The 18,049-nt window shown below is 44.9% G+C and carries 26 protein-coding genes; 17 read left to right on the top strand and 9 right to left on the bottom strand.

All coding sequences use genetic code 11. The annotated features are described in order from the left end of the window. Position 1 precedes the first annotated feature (1 nt). The 7 genes from B3B27_RS01015 to B3B27_RS00985 all read left to right on the top strand — a co-directional run bounded on the left by B3B27_RS01015 (position 2) and on the right by B3B27_RS00985 (position 2,289). Positions 2-274 (top strand): hypothetical protein, encoded by a 273-nt coding sequence (locus B3B27_RS01015; RefSeq protein WP_286846607.1) that lies wholly within the window; start codon positions 2-4, stop codon positions 272-274. Positions 275-276: 2 nt separating this feature from the next. Continuing rightward, positions 277-540 carry a hypothetical protein gene (locus B3B27_RS01010; protein WP_286846606.1) on the top strand — a complete coding sequence of 88 codons (264 nt, stop codon included), beginning with the start codon at positions 277-279 and terminating at the stop codon, positions 538-540. 13 nt (positions 541-553) lie between these two features. Next, positions 554-772: a hypothetical protein gene (locus B3B27_RS01005; protein WP_286846605.1), complete on the top strand. Its 219-nt coding sequence runs from the start codon at positions 554-556 to the stop codon at positions 770-772. Between the two features lies 1 nt (position 773). Next, a complete protein-coding gene (locus tag B3B27_RS01000) occupies positions 774-1,307 on the top strand; it encodes a hypothetical protein (RefSeq protein ID WP_286846604.1) in 534 nt (177 codons plus the stop codon). A 1-nt stretch (position 1,308) separates the two neighbouring features. Further along, positions 1,309-1,689, top strand: coding sequence for a hypothetical protein (locus tag B3B27_RS00995; RefSeq protein WP_286846603.1), 381 nt, complete (start codon positions 1,309-1,311; stop codon positions 1,687-1,689). Between the two features lie 11 nt (positions 1,690-1,700). Continuing rightward, positions 1,701-1,991, top strand: a complete 291-nt coding sequence (locus tag B3B27_RS00990) for a hypothetical protein (protein ID WP_286846602.1) — start codon at positions 1,701-1,703, stop codon at positions 1,989-1,991. Between the two features lie 73 nt (positions 1,992-2,064). After that, positions 2,065-2,289 carry a hypothetical protein gene (locus B3B27_RS00985; RefSeq protein WP_286846601.1) on the top strand — a complete coding sequence of 75 codons (225 nt, stop codon included), beginning with the start codon at positions 2,065-2,067 and terminating at the stop codon, positions 2,287-2,289. A 67-nt stretch (positions 2,290-2,356) separates the two neighbouring features. On the opposite strand, the gene B3B27_RS00980 is transcribed toward B3B27_RS00985, so the two are convergent. The 8 genes from B3B27_RS00980 to B3B27_RS00945 all read right to left on the bottom strand — a co-directional run bounded on the left by B3B27_RS00980 (position 2,357) and on the right by B3B27_RS00945 (position 8,404). Beyond that, positions 2,357-2,740: a hypothetical protein gene (locus B3B27_RS00980; protein ID WP_286846600.1), complete on the bottom strand. Its 384-nt coding sequence runs from the start codon at positions 2,738-2,740 to the stop codon at positions 2,357-2,359. Then, positions 2,737-3,522 (bottom strand): hypothetical protein, encoded by a 786-nt coding sequence (locus B3B27_RS00975; RefSeq protein ID WP_286846598.1) that lies wholly within the window; start codon positions 3,520-3,522, stop codon positions 2,737-2,739. The genes B3B27_RS00980 and B3B27_RS00975 overlap by 4 nt, the downstream gene beginning before the upstream one ends. Then, positions 3,519-3,947 carry a hypothetical protein gene (locus B3B27_RS00970; RefSeq protein ID WP_286846596.1) on the bottom strand — a complete coding sequence of 143 codons (429 nt, stop codon included), beginning with the start codon at positions 3,945-3,947 and terminating at the stop codon, positions 3,519-3,521. The genes B3B27_RS00975 and B3B27_RS00970 overlap by 4 nt, the downstream gene beginning before the upstream one ends. Then, on the bottom strand, positions 3,935-4,177 hold the full coding sequence (locus B3B27_RS00965) for a hypothetical protein (RefSeq protein ID WP_286846593.1): 243 nt from the start codon (positions 4,175-4,177) through the stop codon (positions 3,935-3,937). The genes B3B27_RS00970 and B3B27_RS00965 overlap by 13 nt, the downstream gene beginning before the upstream one ends. Further along, positions 4,174-4,665, bottom strand: a complete 492-nt coding sequence (locus tag B3B27_RS00960) for a hypothetical protein (RefSeq protein ID WP_286846591.1) — start codon at positions 4,663-4,665, stop codon at positions 4,174-4,176. Before B3B27_RS00960 ends, B3B27_RS00965 begins: the two co-directional genes overlap by 4 nt. Positions 4,666-4,727: 62 nt before the next feature. Then, positions 4,728-6,014, bottom strand: coding sequence for a phage portal protein (locus B3B27_RS00955; RefSeq protein WP_286846589.1), 1,287 nt, complete (start codon positions 6,012-6,014; stop codon positions 4,728-4,730). A gap of 89 nt (positions 6,015-6,103) precedes the next feature. Then, positions 6,104-6,844 carry a DNA-methyltransferase gene (locus tag B3B27_RS00950; RefSeq protein WP_286846587.1) on the bottom strand — a complete coding sequence of 247 codons (741 nt, stop codon included), beginning with the start codon at positions 6,842-6,844 and terminating at the stop codon, positions 6,104-6,106. Between the two features lie 3 nt (positions 6,845-6,847). Continuing rightward, a complete protein-coding gene (locus B3B27_RS00945) occupies positions 6,848-8,404 on the bottom strand; it encodes a terminase large subunit domain-containing protein (RefSeq protein WP_286846585.1) in 1,557 nt (518 codons plus the stop codon). Positions 8,405-8,633: 229 nt separating this feature from the next. Here B3B27_RS00945 and B3B27_RS00940 point away from each other — a divergent pair, with 229 nt between their 5' ends. The 3 genes from B3B27_RS00940 to B3B27_RS00930 are packed head-to-tail and all read left to right on the top strand — an operon-like array spanning position 8,634 to position 11,028. Then, positions 8,634-9,242, top strand: coding sequence for a hypothetical protein (locus tag B3B27_RS00940; protein WP_286846583.1), 609 nt, complete (start codon positions 8,634-8,636; stop codon positions 9,240-9,242). Between the two features lie 5 nt (positions 9,243-9,247). Then, the gene (locus B3B27_RS00935) at positions 9,248-9,886 is read left to right on the top strand and encodes a hypothetical protein (protein ID WP_286846580.1); all 639 of its coding nucleotides are present in this window, start codon (positions 9,248-9,250) and stop codon (positions 9,884-9,886) included. A gap of 2 nt (positions 9,887-9,888) precedes the next feature. Beyond that, entirely contained in the window at positions 9,889-11,028 is a 1,140-nt protein-coding gene (locus tag B3B27_RS00930) for a major capsid protein (RefSeq protein WP_286846578.1), read from the top strand. Positions 11,029-11,203: 175 nt separating this feature from the next. Here the strand turns inward: B3B27_RS00930 and B3B27_RS00925 are convergent, their stop codons facing one another. Beyond that, positions 11,204-11,365: a hypothetical protein gene (locus B3B27_RS00925; RefSeq protein WP_286846576.1), complete on the bottom strand. Its 162-nt coding sequence runs from the start codon at positions 11,363-11,365 to the stop codon at positions 11,204-11,206. 17 nt (positions 11,366-11,382) lie between these two features. Here B3B27_RS00925 and B3B27_RS00920 point away from each other — a divergent pair, with 17 nt between their 5' ends. The 7 genes from B3B27_RS00920 to B3B27_RS00890 are packed head-to-tail and all read left to right on the top strand — an operon-like array spanning position 11,383 to position 18,023. Beyond that, positions 11,383-11,712: a hypothetical protein gene (locus B3B27_RS00920; protein WP_286846574.1), complete on the top strand. Its 330-nt coding sequence runs from the start codon at positions 11,383-11,385 to the stop codon at positions 11,710-11,712. Next, positions 11,699-12,142 (top strand): hypothetical protein, encoded by a 444-nt coding sequence (locus tag B3B27_RS00915; RefSeq protein WP_286846572.1) that lies wholly within the window; start codon positions 11,699-11,701, stop codon positions 12,140-12,142. Before B3B27_RS00920 ends, B3B27_RS00915 begins: the two co-directional genes overlap by 14 nt. Continuing rightward, positions 12,139-12,546, top strand: coding sequence for a hypothetical protein (locus B3B27_RS00910; protein ID WP_286846570.1), 408 nt, complete (start codon positions 12,139-12,141; stop codon positions 12,544-12,546). The genes B3B27_RS00915 and B3B27_RS00910 overlap by 4 nt, the downstream gene beginning before the upstream one ends. A 2-nt stretch (positions 12,547-12,548) precedes the next feature. Next, complete coding sequence (locus B3B27_RS00905; RefSeq protein ID WP_286846568.1) at positions 12,549-13,121, top strand: hypothetical protein; 573 nt, start codon at positions 12,549-12,551, stop codon at positions 13,119-13,121. 43 nt (positions 13,122-13,164) lie between these two features. Then, complete coding sequence (locus B3B27_RS00900; protein ID WP_286846567.1) at positions 13,165-13,596, top strand: hypothetical protein; 432 nt, start codon at positions 13,165-13,167, stop codon at positions 13,594-13,596. Continuing rightward, a complete protein-coding gene (locus B3B27_RS00895) occupies positions 13,539-13,871 on the top strand; it encodes a hypothetical protein (RefSeq protein WP_286846566.1) in 333 nt (110 codons plus the stop codon). The genes B3B27_RS00900 and B3B27_RS00895 overlap by 58 nt, the downstream gene beginning before the upstream one ends. 3 nt (positions 13,872-13,874) lie before the next feature. Beyond that, the gene (locus B3B27_RS00890) at positions 13,875-18,023 is read left to right on the top strand and encodes a tape measure protein (RefSeq protein WP_286846563.1); all 4,149 of its coding nucleotides are present in this window, start codon (positions 13,875-13,877) and stop codon (positions 18,021-18,023) included. The last annotated feature ends 26 nt before the right edge of the window (positions 18,024-18,049 follow it).

Here is an 18,049-nt window from a genome sequence, read left to right as displayed (position 1 = left end):
CATGAACATCTTACTTATATTTTTAGCAGTAGTGTTTTTCGTATGGTGTCTTGTCCGGGTTTATGTTTACAGCAGAAACAGGGCATACGAAAAAATGGATGAATGGCTTGACGAGGCTGTTCAAGATAGGATTAACCGTGAGTTTGGTAATAGAATCGACAGTTACAATAAGGCGTTGTCTACAGTGCAGGATTCAATTTGTGGTTTAATAGGAGACGACGGCACGATAGACGCCGCTATTTTAGTTAACGAGCTGGAAAAAATGAAAATTTAAAGATGGAAGAGAAGATTGGCGACATTTTAAACAACTTTGATTTTGAGATGGTTCACAAGGCCATGATTGCGCTTGAGTGGAACTGGTATTTAGGCATAGGAGGCGAGGGGATTTCGTCTGTCGGTGCGCTTCATAAAGCGGCCAGGGAATTGCTTTCGGAGGCGTGGATGAAGAAGACAACCATCTCTTCCGGAGGATTCTCTGCCGAATATTACGATGGCGACCTTATATTGAGATTCATACTTGAAGAATGGTTTAGCGAATAACATTAGTGGTAAGATGACGGATAAATACGAGCGGATGCACTTCGAGACGGTACTTTCGGCGATGAACGGGATACTGTCTGGCGCTGACATAAAGGATGGAGGAATAGATGCCGAGTGGGTGGCAAGAAAATCTGTGGCTGTTGCCGATGCAGTGATGACGATTATTGAGAGGAGGTCTTGTCTTGTTGACATGATGAGGATGGACGAGGAACTTGGACTTTATAACGAATAATATGAGCAGGGTATATTTCATCAGCGACCTGCATTTCGGGCACAAGAATATCGGGAAATTAAGAGGTATGGATTCCGATGCGTTTGACGATCTGATTATAGATAATTGGAACAAAATTGTAAGCAAAAGGGATATTGTCTATATTTTGGGTGACATAACAATGGAAGATCATAAGTCGGTAGCCGGATACCTGTCTCAACTGAACGGCATAATCCGTATTGTCGGTGGAAATCACGACACAAGACAGTGCTGTGATGCAATCAGGGATATGGGAATAACGATTATGGGCTGTCTTGAATACAAGGGGTTTATCTGTACTCACATTCCGATACATCCCCACGAGCTTCATGGGTATTACAGGGGCAATATTCACGGGCACATCCACAATCCGGATATTGATCTCGGGGATAACTATTTCAATGTCTGTTGCGAAAGGATAGGATATACCCCGATGCTGTTTGACGAGATAGAGGCTAAATTTATCGAGAGTAAATTGAAAGTGTTGGATAAGCTACATGGATTTCACAACGAATAATATGGAAAGATTAACAAAGAGTGAACAGAACTATCTTAGGGGATATGCTAATGCATTACAGGATTTGATGTTTAAACTAACTGGAGACAACACATGTTCAAAGAGCTACGACCCCATAGATTTCGGAGACGACGCTATACACTCCTACGCATTCAACTTCAAGAACGGAGGCAGGCGGCACCCATTGAAAGACTTTGAAAATATAGATGAGGTGAAGCGGCTTATGCTTGAAGAAGCGTATTCGTGGATTGACAATGAATTGACGGTTCCACACGGATATGTCAGTGCTTCTATATTCGAGGGGCTGCGTGTTCGGCTGGAAAACATGGAGGCTAAAATCATGGCATTGGATGATAAATATACAAAGAGTATTAATCATTAAAACAAGTAATTATGAGTAATTTTTTTAACAGGAATGTTTTAAGAACATTCAGTTATCAGGACGATAGTGCATTAAAAACAATCGAGTTTATTGATACAAATGGTGAATGGAGGAGCATAACGGTAACAGAAACTATGTATAACATGGCCGAGTGGATGCTTTTAAATATGATACACGATGGATACTTGCAGTTTGTTAAAAAATCTGGTATAATTGTAGCCGAGATATTGGTTGAGAAGACTTTGATTATGCCGGAGAACGAGGTTTTAGATGTTAACCCGATGCCAGTGGATTTACCTTAACTGTTTCGATATGGAAGAAGATGTAACGGATAAGTATAAACGCAGTTGAACTTAATTAAATAACTAAAAGAAAATGAAGAATAAAAAAGAGATTTACGAAAAAATGAAACGCAGAGACTTTGGTGAAAGTATGTCTGACGAAACTAAATTGAAAGTACTAAACTTTGTTGAACGACAATTGCGTTTATACAATGTTAGCAACCGTTATTCTATTGAGGACATTGAAAAATGCGTAGAAAATTGGGGTTTATGCAAGGTCGAAAAAGAGTATATAGAGCGATTCCTTAATGGTTGCTAACGTGGCATTTACGAATGTTCAAAAGAAAGGCGGGAATTACCCCGCCTCTTTTTTATACCTTGATGTCCTACTTCTTGCTCAAGTCGCCAGCCTTGCCTCTCTTAACCTTATCTATACACTCCGCCACCCATCCGGTAAAGTACGCAGCAGGTTCCGAGTGCTGCGGGTCTTCCCCTATCCTCTCGAATAGCATATCCCCGACGTGCCTTGCTTCGTGAGCAATGATATTCACGGTCATTCTCTTTGCCGATTTGAAAGCAACAAGAAATCCGAGGTCGTTTGTTTCCCTGTTTTTTACGGAAAACGTCATTGCTCCGGCAAGTTCTATGGGTATGTTGGTCTCTCCATCTTCTGGGAACATCTCGAATATGTCGTCGAGCTCATCCGTAAGCTCCTTTGTCACCCACAACTTGCAGGGATAAATAACGGGGTCAAATTCGTGTATCTTCATATAATCGTGTTCATTATGGGTATTTCAATGCACCTGCAAGAGCCGTGTACGGGAAGTACATCCTCGTCAATCCTGAATACCTGACCGTCAAGACCGGAACATGTGTCGCAGGTGTGGCTGTCTTTCTGTGCTATGATGAATTTTGCTTCCGCAAATCGCCAGTAGAACATGTTTGCCCTGCTGAATCCACGGGTGATCATGTCGTCATTCAGATTTCTGAAACTCCTGTATGCAGATAGTCCACTCATTTCGATCATCCCGGATGCTATGGCGGAAATGATAAGGTCGTCAGATTTCGGGTCTTCCATCCTGTCCATGTACCAGTGGAGAACACCATCCGCCGTCATTTTCTCCTCCTGCCCTACCTTGATGTATGACTGTATCTCGTTCTTGAACGAATCGGTGTACTTTTTTACTCTCTGCCTGTAGGTGTCTCCGAACAGTATCGCAGCAATGAATGCTTCGTCATCCCACCTTTCATCGGGGATGCGTCCGAGGTGATTTTTTGCTGTCGTGTGTGATATGCCGTCAACCGTTTCGAGCGAATCGGAAACAATCTTCTCCATGTACTCGTGAACATAGGCTATCTGTTTTGCGGCTCTCTTGGTGTTGTCAAACTTGAAGTCCTTTCCATACTTTCCCTTGAACTCCGCATAACTGAATCCGTAGTCTATGAGCTTTTTTGCCGCAGTAGCTATCACCCTGTATGTTAACTTGTGCGAGAAGTCCGCTATCTCGAACGCTTTCTTGGCAGCCTTGATAAATTCATTCTGGTTTATCATGTATAAATATTTGTGCTTGGGTTGTTAATCAAAAATGTTACATCGAACAGGGCAACCTTTGTTCCGTTATACAGTCCGTCATCCTTGTATGACTTGTAGTACCCGGTCAGTTGCACGTCCTTGTAATCGTTATATATTACCACCGTCTTTCCGACAAGCAGGTTTGTAAAGGCGCTTATCTTGCTTGCCGGGGTGTCTGTCTCGCTGTAGAACCCGAACTTCACCGTATATTCGTAGGCGGCTTTCTTCGGGGTGGCCGGGATATACACCCTCGATCCGTGCTCTTCGGGAAAATCGGTAACCACGATATTACTGTCCTTGATACTCCCACCGTATGCTTCAGGACTTTTTATCAGTTCCAACCCCCAATAGGATATGTCCCTCACTATGTCTGCGCCTATCTTTAGCCGCATCATTCCTGCCATGACAAACAGTTCAATACGTTAGCCCTGTGGAAATCATTAACCCTCTGGATGGCTTTTATAAGGATCTTGTCAATGCCTATCTCATCGTACTGACAGTAGGAGCTGTATGTCTTTTCGCTCTTGTCGTAGTCGATGTAGTATGTTCCAAACGGTGATTCCGCCATGAACGGGATAAAGTTGTTATCCGATTCGTACTCTGTAAAAACTAATTTTTCAACTTCAGGTTTCATTTTTCTTCTTTTTTATTTGGTTTCATTTGACATCCGTTACAGTAGGACATCGGTAAGTAGTAATGTATGTATTTATCCGTGCCTTGCACTTCCTCTTTCTTCATCTTGGCATCCATCAGGTCGGTCTGCTGCTTTATGATGTTCGCCTTTAAGTTCGGGTCTTGCGTGTTGTTCTTGAGCTCTTCGAGTTCAGTCAGGTTCTTTGTCCTTAGCTCGTCTGGAGTGATGTTCTCTATGTCAGCATACTTGTCTGTTTTGGTCTTGAACTCGGTTGTGTCGAGGTTATTCATCCGTGAGTACAGGTCGAACCCCCATTGTGCAAGTTCCGCACGTTTGTTGTCCATGTACTCCACATGCTTTTCCTGCTTGAAGAAGTTTGCAGCGGTACCCCGTTTTGCGGTGTCGCTGTAATCCTCCCCGTCCACCGCCCGTCGCCACAGTTCGTAACAGGCGGTTGCATTCTCGGAGATGATGTACAAGTCCAGCACCTGCCGTTTTATCACTTCATACTCGGCAGAACCACGTTTAACCCTTGCGTTTTCCCTTACTATCATTCCTTAAAAATTGGATTAACATCTCTCAAATTCTCCATCTTCCTCTCATACTCGATTTTTGCAGTCTTTTCCTTTTCCTTTCTCACTTCTTCATTGTTGGCGGAGTAGGGTGCTTCTTCCGACGCTGTCTCCCCGCTTATAATGTCGTACCGTTTCAGTTCTGTGATCGATTTCACCTTTGATTCATCGTCCTGCGGGGTGAACATCCTGATGGACGCACGTATGTTTCCATTTGTAATCGATTCCGTGTGCCCAGGATATTCGGACACGAACCCCTGCTTTACAATGTTGTTGATATGGTCTATCGCAGCGTCGAACTCGTGGATAAGCGACATCACAACCCTTTCCGTAGGGTAGAACATCATTTTCATGGAACCTGTAGGCATGTCTCCGCTTGACTTGTGTTTTGGAAACACTATTCCGAGGGCGTTGAAAATAAGCTCCAGTTGCGTTTCAAACTCGAATTTGAACTGTGCCGACATTTCAGCACCGTTTACCATTTTAAAGTCTCCGTCGGTATCGGTTATGATAAGGTCTGTGAGTGCCGTCGATTTGGTCTGCACAGTATCCGGGTCGTGTGACTTAAGGTGGTAGATGGATTTGAACTTCTTCCTGTTGTCCTCGGAAAGTCTGGAAAGCATCACCTCCATATTGTCAATGTTGGATTGCGAGCGTGTCCAGAAAGCACCGTCGTTTCGCCTGTGATAGACAACGGGGAGTCCGTTGAACCCGTGAAAAACGCTGTCTGCCTTGCTCCACTCTCCGTCCATTATGTAGGTTGTGCACATCTGGCTGTCGTACACGTCGCACTTGTTGTCGTAGAACTTGTAGAAGTAAAGTGGCTTTCCGTATTTGTCGTATTCCATGTTGTACTCGTCCCTGTTGAAAAAGGACAGCATCTGCCATTTCAACTGTTCTTCTTCCCTGTAAAACAGTAGTGCCGCATCGCCGAGGGCAAGTGCGCTTTTCACAAACTCGTACCTTGCAGTGTCTATGTTCCTTGACTGCCAGTACTCCTTATAAAAAGGAAGCGCCGGGTTCTCTTTCAGCGTTCCATCGACAATATGGGTCTTGTTCCCAAGCAGGTGCGCTAAGATTATGTCTATTGCCATAGCCTGAATTGGAACACTCACCCTGTTCACAAAGTACGTATCGACATGAACCCCGTTTTCATCCCTTATGGATATGTCCTGATACCATGCAGGGTTGAATATCTTGTGTCCTGTCGGGTAGTACTCGTTGTAAAACTTCACCTGCGTAACCCTGTCGTAAGATGGTCTCATTGCCCGGTCACCTGCCGGCTTCGGTATCTCCCAGAACTTCCTGTTGTTAAATTTTAATTCCATAGTCTTATATCTTTTTGGATTGTGTGTTAAAAAATCATACTCTGTCTCTCTATAATTGCATCGTTTATTCGCTTGCTCGCTATTTCAAAATATTTATCATCCATTTCTATTCCGATAAAGCTGCGGTTTGTGTTTACACAAGCCACTCCTGTTGTTCCGCTTCCCATTGTGTTATCTAAAACCGTATCGCCTTCGTTTGTGTAGGTTTTTACAAGGTATTCCAAAAGTGCTACGGGTTTTTGAGTTGGGTGTTCGGGTTTTGCTTCACGATTAAATTTTAGTACGCTTTTAGGGTGTTTAAGCCCATCTGTTTTATTGGTTACTATTGCCGTGTTCGCCCCACTTTCGTTATTCTTTTTTCTTATGCCTTTGCCTACACTATGGTTCGGCTTCCCTATTGTCATTTGTGGGTTATATGTTCCCTTGCCTTCTCCAAATATTAAAATGTTTTCGTGATACTTCATTATTCCGTGTTTAGCAAATGCAAAGTTTGATGGCTTTTCTTTTTCCCATATTACTTCATACCTAAAAATATCTTTTGCTGAATTAATCAATTCGCTTGTAAACGGTTGTTGTGAAAAAAGAATAATATTCCCACCGTTCTTCAAAACCCTAAAATATTGACACCACAACAAGGTAAGGTTCAAAACACTATCCCATTTACAAGCCGTTGTACCATAAGGCAAATCTGCAATAATAGCATCAATGCTTTTATCGGGTATCGACTTCATTACCTCCAAACAATCACCTTTTCTTAAATCAATCATACATTAAAACGATAAAAAATTAGCCAGTTTCCGAACCTTGTCCTCCGGCATCTTCTTGAATGCCTTGTCAACCGAAAATCTGTATATCAGCGCAAGAATGAAGTCGGCGGAGTGACCCAGCACTTTCATCACCTCTTTCTTGTCGATCATCTGCTTGATGCCCTCCCTGTCTTCCCTCCACCTGATGGCAACCTTTTCTTCTTCCAGATGCTGCCTTACGGTCTTTCCGAAAATTACCTTTTGTAGCACGTCATCTGATATGCTCACACCACACTCGCCTGAGCCGTTATGATTCTTCAGCCTGTCTAAAAACTTTCCGACAACCTCCGCTTTTGCGTTTCTGTACACGTTCAGTTTCTTCCTGTCAAACTCTACCTTGGTGTCGTCCGACGGTGCTGCCTGCGACATGAACTTTACCGCTCCGGGAAAGAACCCCTCGAATATCCATCCGACTCCGACACCGTCATAAATGAAGTTCTTGTTTTGTACGCCCTCTCTCGAAAGATGTCTTTGCGTCCACTGTAGAAGCTCGTTTGGTTTTAATCCCTGTGTTGCATGAACACCCGTAACGTGGTAGCCATCCCATATCCAGAGTACCACCTTGTCGGCATTATCGCCACTTCCGGCAACGTCAAGGGAAGCATACTTCGTTCCGTTCGTCTGATGCGAGTTGTGAAACATTCGTTGCAGGTCTGCATCGGAAATGAGGCTGTCACCTATGTCAACCCTTTTCCAGCAAGCCCTTGCATACCGCCCTTTCATCTCGTTTGAACCCTTTAAGAGTTTGCCGTAGTACTTTACTCCTCCTGACTTCATCAGGTGCTCATTCTCGCTCATTTTCCCCTCGAACACGGTTATGGATTGTATCAGGTCGAGTATGGAACCGCTCTTTGCCATCTCGTCGTTCCAGTGATCGGCAAGGTAGGTTTTCGACTGCTCGTACACCTCTTCTTTCGTATCTCCCCAGTGCGATTCAGTAATGTCGTTTCCCCACTGGTAGAAATACCTCTCCACTCCGTTTCTTTCGGGGATATGGTAGCCCGTTTCAGGGTCTATCCACCAGCCTATAAGTCTTGCAATCCAACTCTCTGCGTCGGCGTTACAGGTACCGAGTATCTGCGTCCTGTCTCCGGTCGTGTTTCTAAGGTTGGAGAATATGGCATTGAACCTGTCTTCTGAAATCTGTGTAACCTCGTCGATGAAAGCATCGTGATACTCCTTACCCTGTATGGCTTCGGCAAACTCCCTCTCTGATGCCGAATAATTCCCAAAGACGATTCTCGCCCCGCTTTCCAGCTTCCATGTCTGACTCTGTATGCTTTCAAGGTATGTTCCGAACTGCCCGAAAATCTCCTTAGACCTGTCGGCAATACCACCCGCACCCTGACTGTCCTTTACCATCTTTCGGAAGTAGATAGCCCTGTAGTACGGCTTGTGAATATGGGGAAGCGCCCTGTAAAGCATGAGGTGCGTCTTTCCAACACCCCTGTTTCCGACGTATATCACTATATCTGATGTGCACAGGAACGCCTCCGTCTGCGAGCCATCGTTTAGCCGCATCCCGTCAAACTTTTCCTGCCAGTCCAGTATCTCCATTTTACAAACATTATTTGCGTTTTACAAATGTCAAATATACCGATTAAATGCTTGTGTTTTAGTTAATGTACCACGACCAAGTGAACGAAACGCCACGAACAGGGGTTTGTGCTATTGCAAACTATTGTTAAAATAGGTATAAATCTATACCTTTACTTTATGTTTTTTTATTAACTAACTTATTATTAAAAGTATGATTCAAAAATCAGAAATCCTTGAAAGCCTCAAGGACAAGTATGCGAAAAACTCGCAAATCAGTGAACGAACTATAAACGAGGTGTTGGAGACCCTGATGCCAGTTGTAACCGAGGAAACATCCGTCGAGGATTTCCTCAAGATTGCAGACCCTGTTTTCAATACAATCGCAGGAAACGTGAGAAAAGACGTAGCAGATGCTCTCAAGAAAGCCAAGGAGGCAAAGCCCGCTCCGAAAGCCGAACCGAAACAGGAGGAAGAACCTCAGGATGATGACGAACCCAAATGGGTGAAATCACTCATGCAAAAATTCGATAGCTACGACCAGCGATTTGCGGAAGAAGACAAGCGCAGGACTGCCGAACAAGTGCGGAAAAGTGCCTTTGCAAAGGCTAACATCTACCCGCAGAACGTGCTCGAAGTTGCAGCGGACGGTTTTGACTTCGGTCAGGAAAACGCAGAAGCTGCATTCATCGAGAAAGCTGCGAGGACGGCAGGCAAATTCGGGATTGTACCTGAAAAGGGAGAAGCAGACCCGAAAACGCCAGACTTTTCGGCATTCAAGAAGAGACTTGAAGAAAGAGGATTAATTGAAACTAAAAATTAAAAATTATGAGCTTTAACACTTACGGACAAAATTCTAAAACCTTTGGGGCACGCTATCAGGTGTGGTCTGAGGTTAAAGGGGTTAAGCATGGTGGTGGTGTCGTTGACGCTACCGCTTTCGCCAATTATCCCGTAGGCTCTGTCATTCCGGCCGGTACACCTGTGTACCTCGACAAATCCGGGGGTACATTGAAGCCTATCTATTTCTATGAACTTGCTGAAACGCTTGAGGCTACAGACACGGAAGCTGTTCTTTACGGCAATTATCCGCTGACTGCCGCCGGAGGTAACATCATAGCAGTACCTACAGCTATAGGTGGAACTGGCGCAGGTGTAGCCTATTCTGCTGCCGTTGACAACGGTGACGGAACGCATACGATTACCATCGTGGCTAATTCTCTGGGTACTGCCGCAGCAGGAACTGTCTATGCAGAAGCAGATGATGCCGGCGCTACTGGCAAGGTTGTAAAGGAAACGGCTGTTCCTAATGGATTGCTTCTGCACGACATCGTAAAAGAAGATGGTGACACGTGGGCGACAGGTGCCGTTGTGGACGACGGTCGCATATTTGAAGACAGAATTGTGGCTGTTCCCGCCGCTTATAAGGCAGCTATGCCCGGAATTAAATTTGAGAAAGGAGTATAACTATGTGGACAGGAGATAAAGTATTTTACGATTTAGTAAGCACCGCCGTAGGCGACAAATACGCATTACAGGCTTTTATTGATGCTTCAAAGGAAGCATACAACAAATTGGACTTGACCGGCTTTAACTGGTCTCCAGACTTGCTCCCCGATTTTTCTTTTGAGCAAATTTCAAAAGAGTATGGCATTAGTGCCATGGCTACATGGGTTGACCTTGACAGTCCTGGAACTCCGATTTCAGTTGAGGGTGAATTATTGCAGACAGGAAAAGTTCCCCGTGCCAAGAAATACGCTGCATTCGACGAAAACGACTATCGTCAACTGATGATAAAGCGTGTAACAAACGCAAATGTTGTCGATCTGGCACAGGACGCATTGTTCAATATAAACAAGAAATTGATTGACTCTCACACCAACGCCATGACCTATATGCGTCATCAAATGGTGTCAACGGGTGGATTTAGTCTTACTGCTGCAAATAATGCAGGCGGAATCACGGGCACTGTTTTTAGTGCTTCTATTCCAGACGCCAACAAAGTTGCAAAAACATCCACCGCAGTATGGTGGGTTACTTCCACTGGTGCAGAGGGTGCAACTTCCGACCCTGTTGCCGACCTGAAAGCTATTGGCGAAAAGGTTAACGGCATTGGCTATCACTGGGAAGTTGATGCTCTTACCCTGAAAAAGACCCTCGGTCACTCAAAGGTAAAACAGGCCGTCGGGTATAATTTGAATCCTCTTGCTGCAGACGCTGCTGCGGCTCAACAGGTTGGATCAAATCTTGCCGAAGTTCAACGCAAGGCTGTCCTTGAGGATATTATCGGGTTCCCGATTGTGGCTATCGAGAGCATATCCAAGGTTGACAAGTTTGACAAGGCAACTAAAAAGGTTGTTGGCACCGAGGTACGCTCTTTCGAGCCAAACAACTGGGCACTTGTTCCTAACGGACAGATCGGGGAAACAATCGCTGTTGCTCCTATCGCTGTCGGAGAGGCTTCCTCTTTTGCACAGTATTACGGAGGCAGACTTCTGATTACATACGACTACGATGCTCGCAAGAAAACGCAGTATATGGAATCGGAGTTAACCGCACTTGTGGTTCCAGACAAGCCTAATTACATGCACATTTTAACAGTTGTATAACATGACCATTTCCGAGTTCTTAAAGGGCAGTTTTGATTTCTCATTTTCGGATGCGAATATCCTTACTGTCCTTACTCGGAGAGGTATCGCCGCTGATGAGCCGTTTGAAAACGTGAGCGAGAAGATCAGGGATTTGGCAACCGCCGATCTATATATAATTCTTGCAAGTGCGGCTTCAGGTGGTGGTAGAAAGGTTCAAAAAGGCAATAGGAGCGTTAGTGAGCGCACCTACCAGTTTGGGGTATATGACAGGCGTGCGTTCAGGGAAATGGCAAACCAGCTTTACGCAAAGTGGGGCGAAAGCGCTTCCGTTTCCTCGTCCGCACTCTTTGTCCATTTAAGGGGGGATTGACGATGGTGGAATATCCGGATTCATGTGTTATAAGTCGCTCTGCTGGCGAGGTGGACAGCAACGGTATCGAGGTTTTGACTCCGGTGCACAGCGGTAAATGTCTGCTGGAAATATCGGGACAGACCAGGTACGACGGCTTCCAGTTCGAGCACGAACCCGTCCTTTTCATTCCGGTTAACAACGTCCTGTTCGAGATAAACGACAGGGTTGTGGTTACGACATGGAACGGCAGGGAGATAAGATACACCGTGAAAGACTGGGAGGCTATCTACGACAATGATTTCCCCGAATTGAACGACACCTGTATATGGTTAAAAGATGGCACAGATTGACTTTAGGGAGTTTCACAGGGATATAGACATGCTGACCGAAAATATACTTGTCGATACGGCGGAGGCCATGATAAGGTATATCGAAAGCTCGGACGTGATTCCCGTTGACACCCACAACTTGAAAGACAGTGCGGGTGTGGGGGTGTATCGCAGTGGAACATTAAAGAAGTTCGTAATGCCACGGAAAGCGGAAGAGCCACGGATAATCAACTGGGTTGCGATATGGGGTGAAGACATGATAGACCATGTTCTCAACACTGGTATGAGCAACTACGGAAATGGAGACCATATAGTCCTGTTTACCGCCATGCCATACGCAGAAGAAGTTGACAGCAGTGGAAGAAACAGCGGGTTCTTTACCGACATGCTATCCACTGAGTTCGAGCTTATTCTCGATGAAATAGTAAAACTATACGGGAGAAAATCATGAAACTATCTGACATAAACCCTACTGGCGTTTTGAAACAAGTCCTCACCGATTACGGAGTGACACAGAAAATCTATACTGGCGACAAACCTACAAGTGGGTTGCCAAGCGAATACATTGAACTGCGACAGAACGGCGGGTTGAAAACCAACCTGTCAAAATTGGGCTTGGTGCAGGGATATGTCCTCTTATCCATCAACGTAAAACTACTTACCACGGGTGGAAGAAACACCGTGCGGGAAAACATCATCCTTTCGACATTCGACGGGCTTTTCAAGGATGGTGCCGTAGCGAGCAAGGACGGATATGTATTTTCTCTTGACCCTGAAAACATCGTCTATTCCGGCGGTGGTATTTACGAGGGTTACAGTACAAAACTAATTAACATAACTTTTAGAAAATCATAATTATGGCAATAGGTAAAATTGAAGCATTAAACAAGCATTTTGTCGGACAATCCGACATTATAATGTTTGATAAGCCTGCGGACTACGCAACGGCTAAATTGTCCACGCTGGCAAGCCCCGAATCGCTTGGGCACATAAAGCTGGACAGCACGAGTTTCACCGGAGAAGCAGCCAGCCTTGAACCGTTGAAGAACGAACAGGGCAAGACCTACTACAACCTGACTACCGAGGGTACGTTCGGGTTCGAGTTCTTTGCAGCTTCTACATCGAGTGAGATGTTAACAGAGTTCTTCGGAGCTGAATCAATTTCCGACACATTTACAGGTGCTAATGGAATCCCTACCGGAGCAACAGTTCTCGGACTGATGCACAAACCCGCTATTCTGGAAAGACCGATAATGATCGCCAATGACACTGGTGACCGCTCCATCATCGTTCCCAGAGCGAGGGTTGTTGCAAACCTTGAAATGGACGGAAAGGAAGTGGGTATCCGTATCAATGTGTCCGCAGAGGCTATCGACACGACAAACCTAAAAACGGTGATGTTCGTCGAGGGAGAACTTGCTTATACTTAATCAGGGCGGGGGTTAATTCCCCCTCTCTTTTGACTTATTTATTATGGACGAAAAAGACCTACTAAAGATTGCGCACAGGATTGAACGGGGAGACAAGAAGTCTATTACCGTTCTCGGCAGGACATTCAGAATTGGAGACACCAAGAGGAACATCCTCAACAAGATAAACGACATCCAGCTAAAGGTGAAGTTTTTCAGCAATGAAGAAAGCATGAAAGGAATGAGAAAGAGGTTGAGATACCTCAACACCTCCGATGCGAGGATTGCAAGTCTTATCCTCTTGAACGGATGGGCTAACATCCCTTTGCTTCATGCTATTCACTGGCGCATCATAAACAGGTTATACACGACCGAAACCCTTAGTGCTATCATGGCGGCAGGGTTGAACGATAACGAGACGGCTTTTTTTTTGAAGAATTGCGTGCTCGTGGAAAATACGTTGACGACAAGGCTGATGATGATAAAAACGTCATAAAGAGTAAGTTCCAACTATCGCTTGACAACCCTACCATGATGGAAATCTATCCCTATGGCGGGGTTTTAGCTTTTTTAAACTACCACTTCCTTGATGGGGTGACAAAACAGAACCTGATGCTATACGACAAGACGAGATACATATACGGAGACAAGAAAGCTATTCCTAAGTCAACCACGAGAACTTCGAGCGAGGATGCGAAGAAAAAGGCGGCACGATTCGGGATAGGCACAGAGAGCGATATGGACAAGGTAAGAAAAGAAATAGGAGATTAAAACATGTTAGAATACGGCATAAACTTTAACACGAAAGACGGTGCTGCAAAGGCACAAAAGGAGCTTGAGGACTTGCACAAGAGATGGCAGAAGCTGTTTGACGATGCACCGCTCGCTGTTAATTTCAGCAAGATAGACTTCAACAAGCTGGCGAACAGCGGAAGTATGAACAAGATAGCCAAGGATGCACAGTCTGTTGGCGAACAGCTTCGCAAGATGCGTGCCGAGTTCAGGGGGCTCACTGTTGACGAGGCGAGGGCTGGTGCCGGCTCGAACATTATCGAGAGGTACAGGAAGTTGAAAACCGAAGCGGGAATATACGCAGGAACCTTAGATCAGGCGGTAAAGGCACAGGACAGGCTTGCTGCGGAATCCGACAAGGCTACGGGTGCAATACAGAGACAGAATAGGGAGTTTAAAAAACAATCGGAAGTTTTAACGCAGCTGAAGTCGTATGCCATGAACTTTCTATCCGTGTACGGAGGAATAAGGCTTACAAAGAACCTTGTCGACATCACGGGAGAGTTCGAGATGCAGCGTGTGTCGTTACAGGCAATTTTGCAGGATGCGGAAAAGGGAGCGGCAATATTCGAGAGGATAAAAGAGCTTGCAATCGTGTCTCCGTTCCAGTTCAAAGACCTTGTTTCCTATACAAAGCAGTTATCCGCTTTCTCGGTGCCGTATGAAGAGTTATACGACACGACAAAGATGCTTGCGGACGTATCTGCCGGGTTGGGTGTTGAGATGTACCGAATTATTCTTGCCTACGGTCAAGTCAGGTCTGCCGCCGTATTACGGGGTCAGGAATTGCGTCAATTCACAGAAGCGGGGATACCACTTGTACAGATGCTTGCGGACAAGTTTACACTCTTAAAGGGAGAGGTTGTGACAACCGGTGAAGTGTTTGACCTTATTTCTACAAGACAAGTTCCGTTTGAGATGATAAAGGACATCTTTACCGAAATGACATCCGAGGGAGGAAAATTCTACAAGATGCAGGAAAAACAAGCCGAGACTCTTGCGGGTAAGATTGCCAACCTGAAAGACAAGTTCCAGATCATGAATGCCGAGATAGGAACAAAGGGTGATAAGATTCTTAAGGGAGCAATAGATGCAACGAGCAGCCTGATGGCAAATTACGAAGAAGTTGGACGTGTGCTGCTGGCTCTTGCCACCACTTATGGAACATATAGAATAGCGCTTGTGGCTACGTCGGCAGCAGAGGGAATAAGAACAGGAACTCTTATGGCGCAAATAAAAGCTCTTAGAGCAGTTGCCGCCGCACAGGGCGTTCTAAATGCGGTGATGGCGGCGAATCCTTATGTACTGGTTGCAACCGCAGTTGTTGGATTGTCCTCTGCACTATGGGCGCTTCGGGATAGAACTACCGAAATGGAAAAGGGTCAGAAAGCATATAACGACCGATTAGAAGAGGCAAACAGACTTAGGGAAGAAGAAAATACAAAAATAACCCAGCTTGTAAACACGGTAAGAGACGAAACATCTACTCGCAGGGAAAGACAGGATGCAATTAACAAGCTGCAATTGATGTACCCGGACATATTCGCAAACCTGGACACTGAAAAAGTAAAAAATTTAAGTCTTGCCGATGCCCTTGGAAAAGTAAACGAAAAACTTGAACGAAAAACAGACCTGCAAAATGCCGAGCGTGTCTCTCAAATTGACGATGAATTAAAAAAGTTAAGGGAAGAACGGGATAGCGGAAAGATAAAATACGGTTATGCAGGAATGTATAAGTACGAGATAGACTATAACCGTGAGATATTGAAACTGGAAACAGAGAGAGCATCTATTGTTGATGGACTTAAAGCAGCAAAGGAAGCATCGGCACAGGCAGCAAAAACAGAACTCGCAGACTGGCAAAAAACTGTAGATAATTTTTCAAAAGTCAATAATGCCGCATTCCTCGACATGACTAATGATGACAACACGGCATACGACTACATTAAAAGAATACGTGGTGTTTATTCCGACCTTGCAGACAAATATAAGGAGTATTCCAAGCTGAACGATGCAGGTAGTAAAAAACAGGCGGAAAGATTGAAAGAACAAATTGCTCTTGCTGAAAAATTAGCATCCCAGATGGGTTTTTCGATAAAAAATGCACCAAAAGAAAAAACACCCACATCGAAAAATAACGACCTGTTAAAAGCTGCTGAAAAACTGAACGAGCTACGGTCTAAAATGGATCTTGAAGAACAGAAGTATGCCTTGGAAATAGAACAGGTGAAAGTCAATGCCATGGAAGATGGGGTCGCCAAGGAGCGTGCCCAGATAGAACTGACAAAGAAAATGGAGTTGCAGGCGATAGAGGAGCGCAAGCAGGCGATGATAAAATCCAATATCGACATAGCAAAAGCCAAGTGGGAATCGGAGGGGAAAAAGCCGGAGGATTTCAAAGAGGAGGTTAGTCTCACCGAAAGCCAAATATCCGTTCTCGAATCACTAGGAAGTGCGGCAGACATCAACGAAATAAGGGCTAAGGAAAAAATGCTCGAAGAAATTCTTGTCAAGTACCAGGACTATTCTCAAAAGGTGGTTGCCATTGAAAAAAGGACGCAGAACGAGATAAAAAGATTGAACGACAGCAGAACCGACGAAAATAGCGAACTTATAGACAGAGCCATCGAAGAGGTTAAGAGAAAAGCCAAGGAGGAAATAGCCACCCTCTCTTTTGACGAGATGAAGAACTCCGATGCGTGGAGGATATTATTTTCCGACCTTGAAAATCAAACCGTAAAATCGTTAAAGGAAGCACTTGCCATAGTTGAAAAAGCGGATATATCAAGCTTGAATGCAGCCGACGCAAAAGCGGTACAACAGGGTATAGACAAGATGAAGCGAAAGATTGACGAGAAAAACCCGTTTTATGCGCTTACAAACGGGTGGAAAGACTTCATCAAGGCAACAGAAGAAAACCAGCCCGATGCGGCAATGGAGGCTATCAACAGGATGATAGGCGGCGCACAGGAACTTCTAAGCTACTATGAGGAGTTTCAAAAACTGATGGGTGCAACCTTTGGTGAGGAAAGCGATGCTTCGTTCTGGACAAACACGGCTGGTGATATAATGAGTGCCAATGTATCCACAGGCGGTGGTATAGCCAAAATACTTATGGGAGACCTCAGTGGAATAAAGGACGTTATAAAGGGTGTTACCGGATACATAAACGTCTTCAGAAACATCCGCAACAGAAAGTATGATAAGGAAATTGAAAGGCAGGAGAAAGTAGTAAAATCGCTTGAACAGGAGTACAAGAGGCTCGGAAAGGCGATGGAGGATTCTCTCGGCTCTGACTACTATAAAAACGCCACAAAGCAGGCGGAAAACCTGAAAGCACAGGTGGCTGCATTGAATAAACAGATTGAAGCCGAAAAGAAAAAAGGAAAGGATTCGGATAAGAATAAAATAGCTGAACTGGAAGCGCAAAAACAGGACTTGGCAGAAGAATCATCCGAGGTGGTTCGGAACGCCATAGAAAAACTTACAGGTACAGACCTGACAAGTGCTGCTGAGAGTTTTGCACAGGCGTGGATGGATGCCTATGTGTCATTCGGGAACACTACGGAAGCCATGCAGAAACGCTTTGCCGACATGATGAAAAACATGATTGTCAATTCGATGTTGTCAACTATCATGCAAAAACGGCTCAAACCTGTATTCGACATGATAGATAATGCGTGGAAAGACGGAGCCATGACACCGGAAGAAGTGAAAGCCATATGGGAGCAGGGCAAGAAAGCCACGGATGCCGCAAACCAGGAGGCTACCATGACGATGGACATCCTGAAAAATCTCGGAGTTGACATTGCCACCAAGGAAAGCAACCTGACCGGATTATCTAAAGGCATTTCTACCATGTCGGAAGACACGGCACTTATAATGGGTGGGTATCTCGACAGTATCCGGTTGAAGCTGTTCCAGTATATAGACATGATGATGGCGGACGGACTGCCGTTTGTATCTAAAATGCTGCTTGCTCAATCGCAGATGGTGGGGTACCTTGCATCAATAGAAGCCAATACGAAGTCTACTGCCGATTCAAACAAGGCACTGTATAACCTTTTGGACAGGCTTTCAGTATCAACATCAACAGGAAAAGGGATAGCATTAAACACGGTAATGGAGTAAACTACCACCAGCATAGCAGGTGGCTT

It is taken from the genome of Proteiniphilum sp. UBA5463 (genome assembly GCF_002427225.1).
Classification (GTDB): Bacteria; Bacteroidota; Bacteroidia; order Bacteroidales; family Dysgonomonadaceae; genus Proteiniphilum; species Proteiniphilum propionicum.
Note: the sequence above shows the minus strand (reverse complement) of the source record. Positions and strands in the feature narration are given on the sequence as shown.

What these genes read in the sequence shown, in the direction of transcription:
- B3B27_RS01010 (WP_286846606.1), top strand. Translation starts at nt 277, where the DNA reads ATGGAAGAGAAGATTGGCGACATTTTAAACAACTTTGATTTTGAGATG.
- B3B27_RS00955 (WP_286846589.1), bottom strand. Translation starts at nt 6,014, where the DNA reads ATGAGACCATCTTACGACAGGGTTACGCAGGTGAAGTTTTACAACGAG.
- B3B27_RS00900 (WP_286846567.1), top strand. Translation starts at nt 13,165, where the DNA reads ATGGACGAAAAAGACCTACTAAAGATTGCGCACAGGATTGAACGGGGA.
- B3B27_RS00910 (WP_286846570.1), top strand. Translation starts at nt 12,139, where the DNA reads ATGAAACTATCTGACATAAACCCTACTGGCGTTTTGAAACAAGTCCTC.
- B3B27_RS01015 (WP_286846607.1), top strand. Translation starts at nt 2, where the DNA reads ATGAACATCTTACTTATATTTTTAGCAGTAGTGTTTTTCGTATGGTGT.
- B3B27_RS00950 (WP_286846587.1), bottom strand. Translation starts at nt 6,844, where the DNA reads ATGATTGATTTAAGAAAAGGTGATTGTTTGGAGGTAATGAAGTCGATA.
- B3B27_RS00990 (WP_286846602.1), top strand. Translation starts at nt 1,701, where the DNA reads ATGAGTAATTTTTTTAACAGGAATGTTTTAAGAACATTCAGTTATCAG.
- B3B27_RS00930 (WP_286846578.1), top strand. Translation starts at nt 9,889, where the DNA reads ATGTGGACAGGAGATAAAGTATTTTACGATTTAGTAAGCACCGCCGTA.
- B3B27_RS00985 (WP_286846601.1), top strand. Translation starts at nt 2,065, where the DNA reads ATGAAGAATAAAAAAGAGATTTACGAAAAAATGAAACGCAGAGACTTT.
- B3B27_RS00920 (WP_286846574.1), top strand. Translation starts at nt 11,383, where the DNA reads ATGGTGGAATATCCGGATTCATGTGTTATAAGTCGCTCTGCTGGCGAG.
- B3B27_RS00915 (WP_286846572.1), top strand. Translation starts at nt 11,699, where the DNA reads ATGGCACAGATTGACTTTAGGGAGTTTCACAGGGATATAGACATGCTG.
- B3B27_RS00975 (WP_286846598.1), bottom strand. Translation starts at nt 3,522, where the DNA reads ATGATAAACCAGAATGAATTTATCAAGGCTGCCAAGAAAGCGTTCGAG.
- B3B27_RS00905 (WP_286846568.1), top strand. Translation starts at nt 12,549, where the DNA reads ATGGCAATAGGTAAAATTGAAGCATTAAACAAGCATTTTGTCGGACAA.
- B3B27_RS00890 (WP_286846563.1), top strand. Translation starts at nt 13,875, where the DNA reads ATGTTAGAATACGGCATAAACTTTAACACGAAAGACGGTGCTGCAAAG.
- B3B27_RS00980 (WP_286846600.1), bottom strand. Translation starts at nt 2,740, where the DNA reads ATGAAGATACACGAATTTGACCCCGTTATTTATCCCTGCAAGTTGTGG.
- B3B27_RS00945 (WP_286846585.1), bottom strand. Translation starts at nt 8,404, where the DNA reads ATGCGGCTAAACGATGGCTCGCAGACGGAGGCGTTCCTGTGCACATCA.
- B3B27_RS00940 (WP_286846583.1), top strand. Translation starts at nt 8,634, where the DNA reads ATGATTCAAAAATCAGAAATCCTTGAAAGCCTCAAGGACAAGTATGCG.
- B3B27_RS00935 (WP_286846580.1), top strand. Translation starts at nt 9,248, where the DNA reads ATGAGCTTTAACACTTACGGACAAAATTCTAAAACCTTTGGGGCACGC.
- B3B27_RS01000 (WP_286846604.1), top strand. Translation starts at nt 774, where the DNA reads ATGAGCAGGGTATATTTCATCAGCGACCTGCATTTCGGGCACAAGAAT.
- B3B27_RS00995 (WP_286846603.1), top strand. Translation starts at nt 1,309, where the DNA reads ATGGAAAGATTAACAAAGAGTGAACAGAACTATCTTAGGGGATATGCT.
- B3B27_RS00925 (WP_286846576.1), bottom strand. Translation starts at nt 11,365, where the DNA reads ATGGACAAAGAGTGCGGACGAGGAAACGGAAGCGCTTTCGCCCCACTT.
- B3B27_RS00970 (WP_286846596.1), bottom strand. Translation starts at nt 3,947, where the DNA reads ATGGCAGGAATGATGCGGCTAAAGATAGGCGCAGACATAGTGAGGGAC.
- B3B27_RS01005 (WP_286846605.1), top strand. Translation starts at nt 554, where the DNA reads ATGACGGATAAATACGAGCGGATGCACTTCGAGACGGTACTTTCGGCG.
- B3B27_RS00965 (WP_286846593.1), bottom strand. Translation starts at nt 4,177, where the DNA reads ATGAAACCTGAAGTTGAAAAATTAGTTTTTACAGAGTACGAATCGGAT.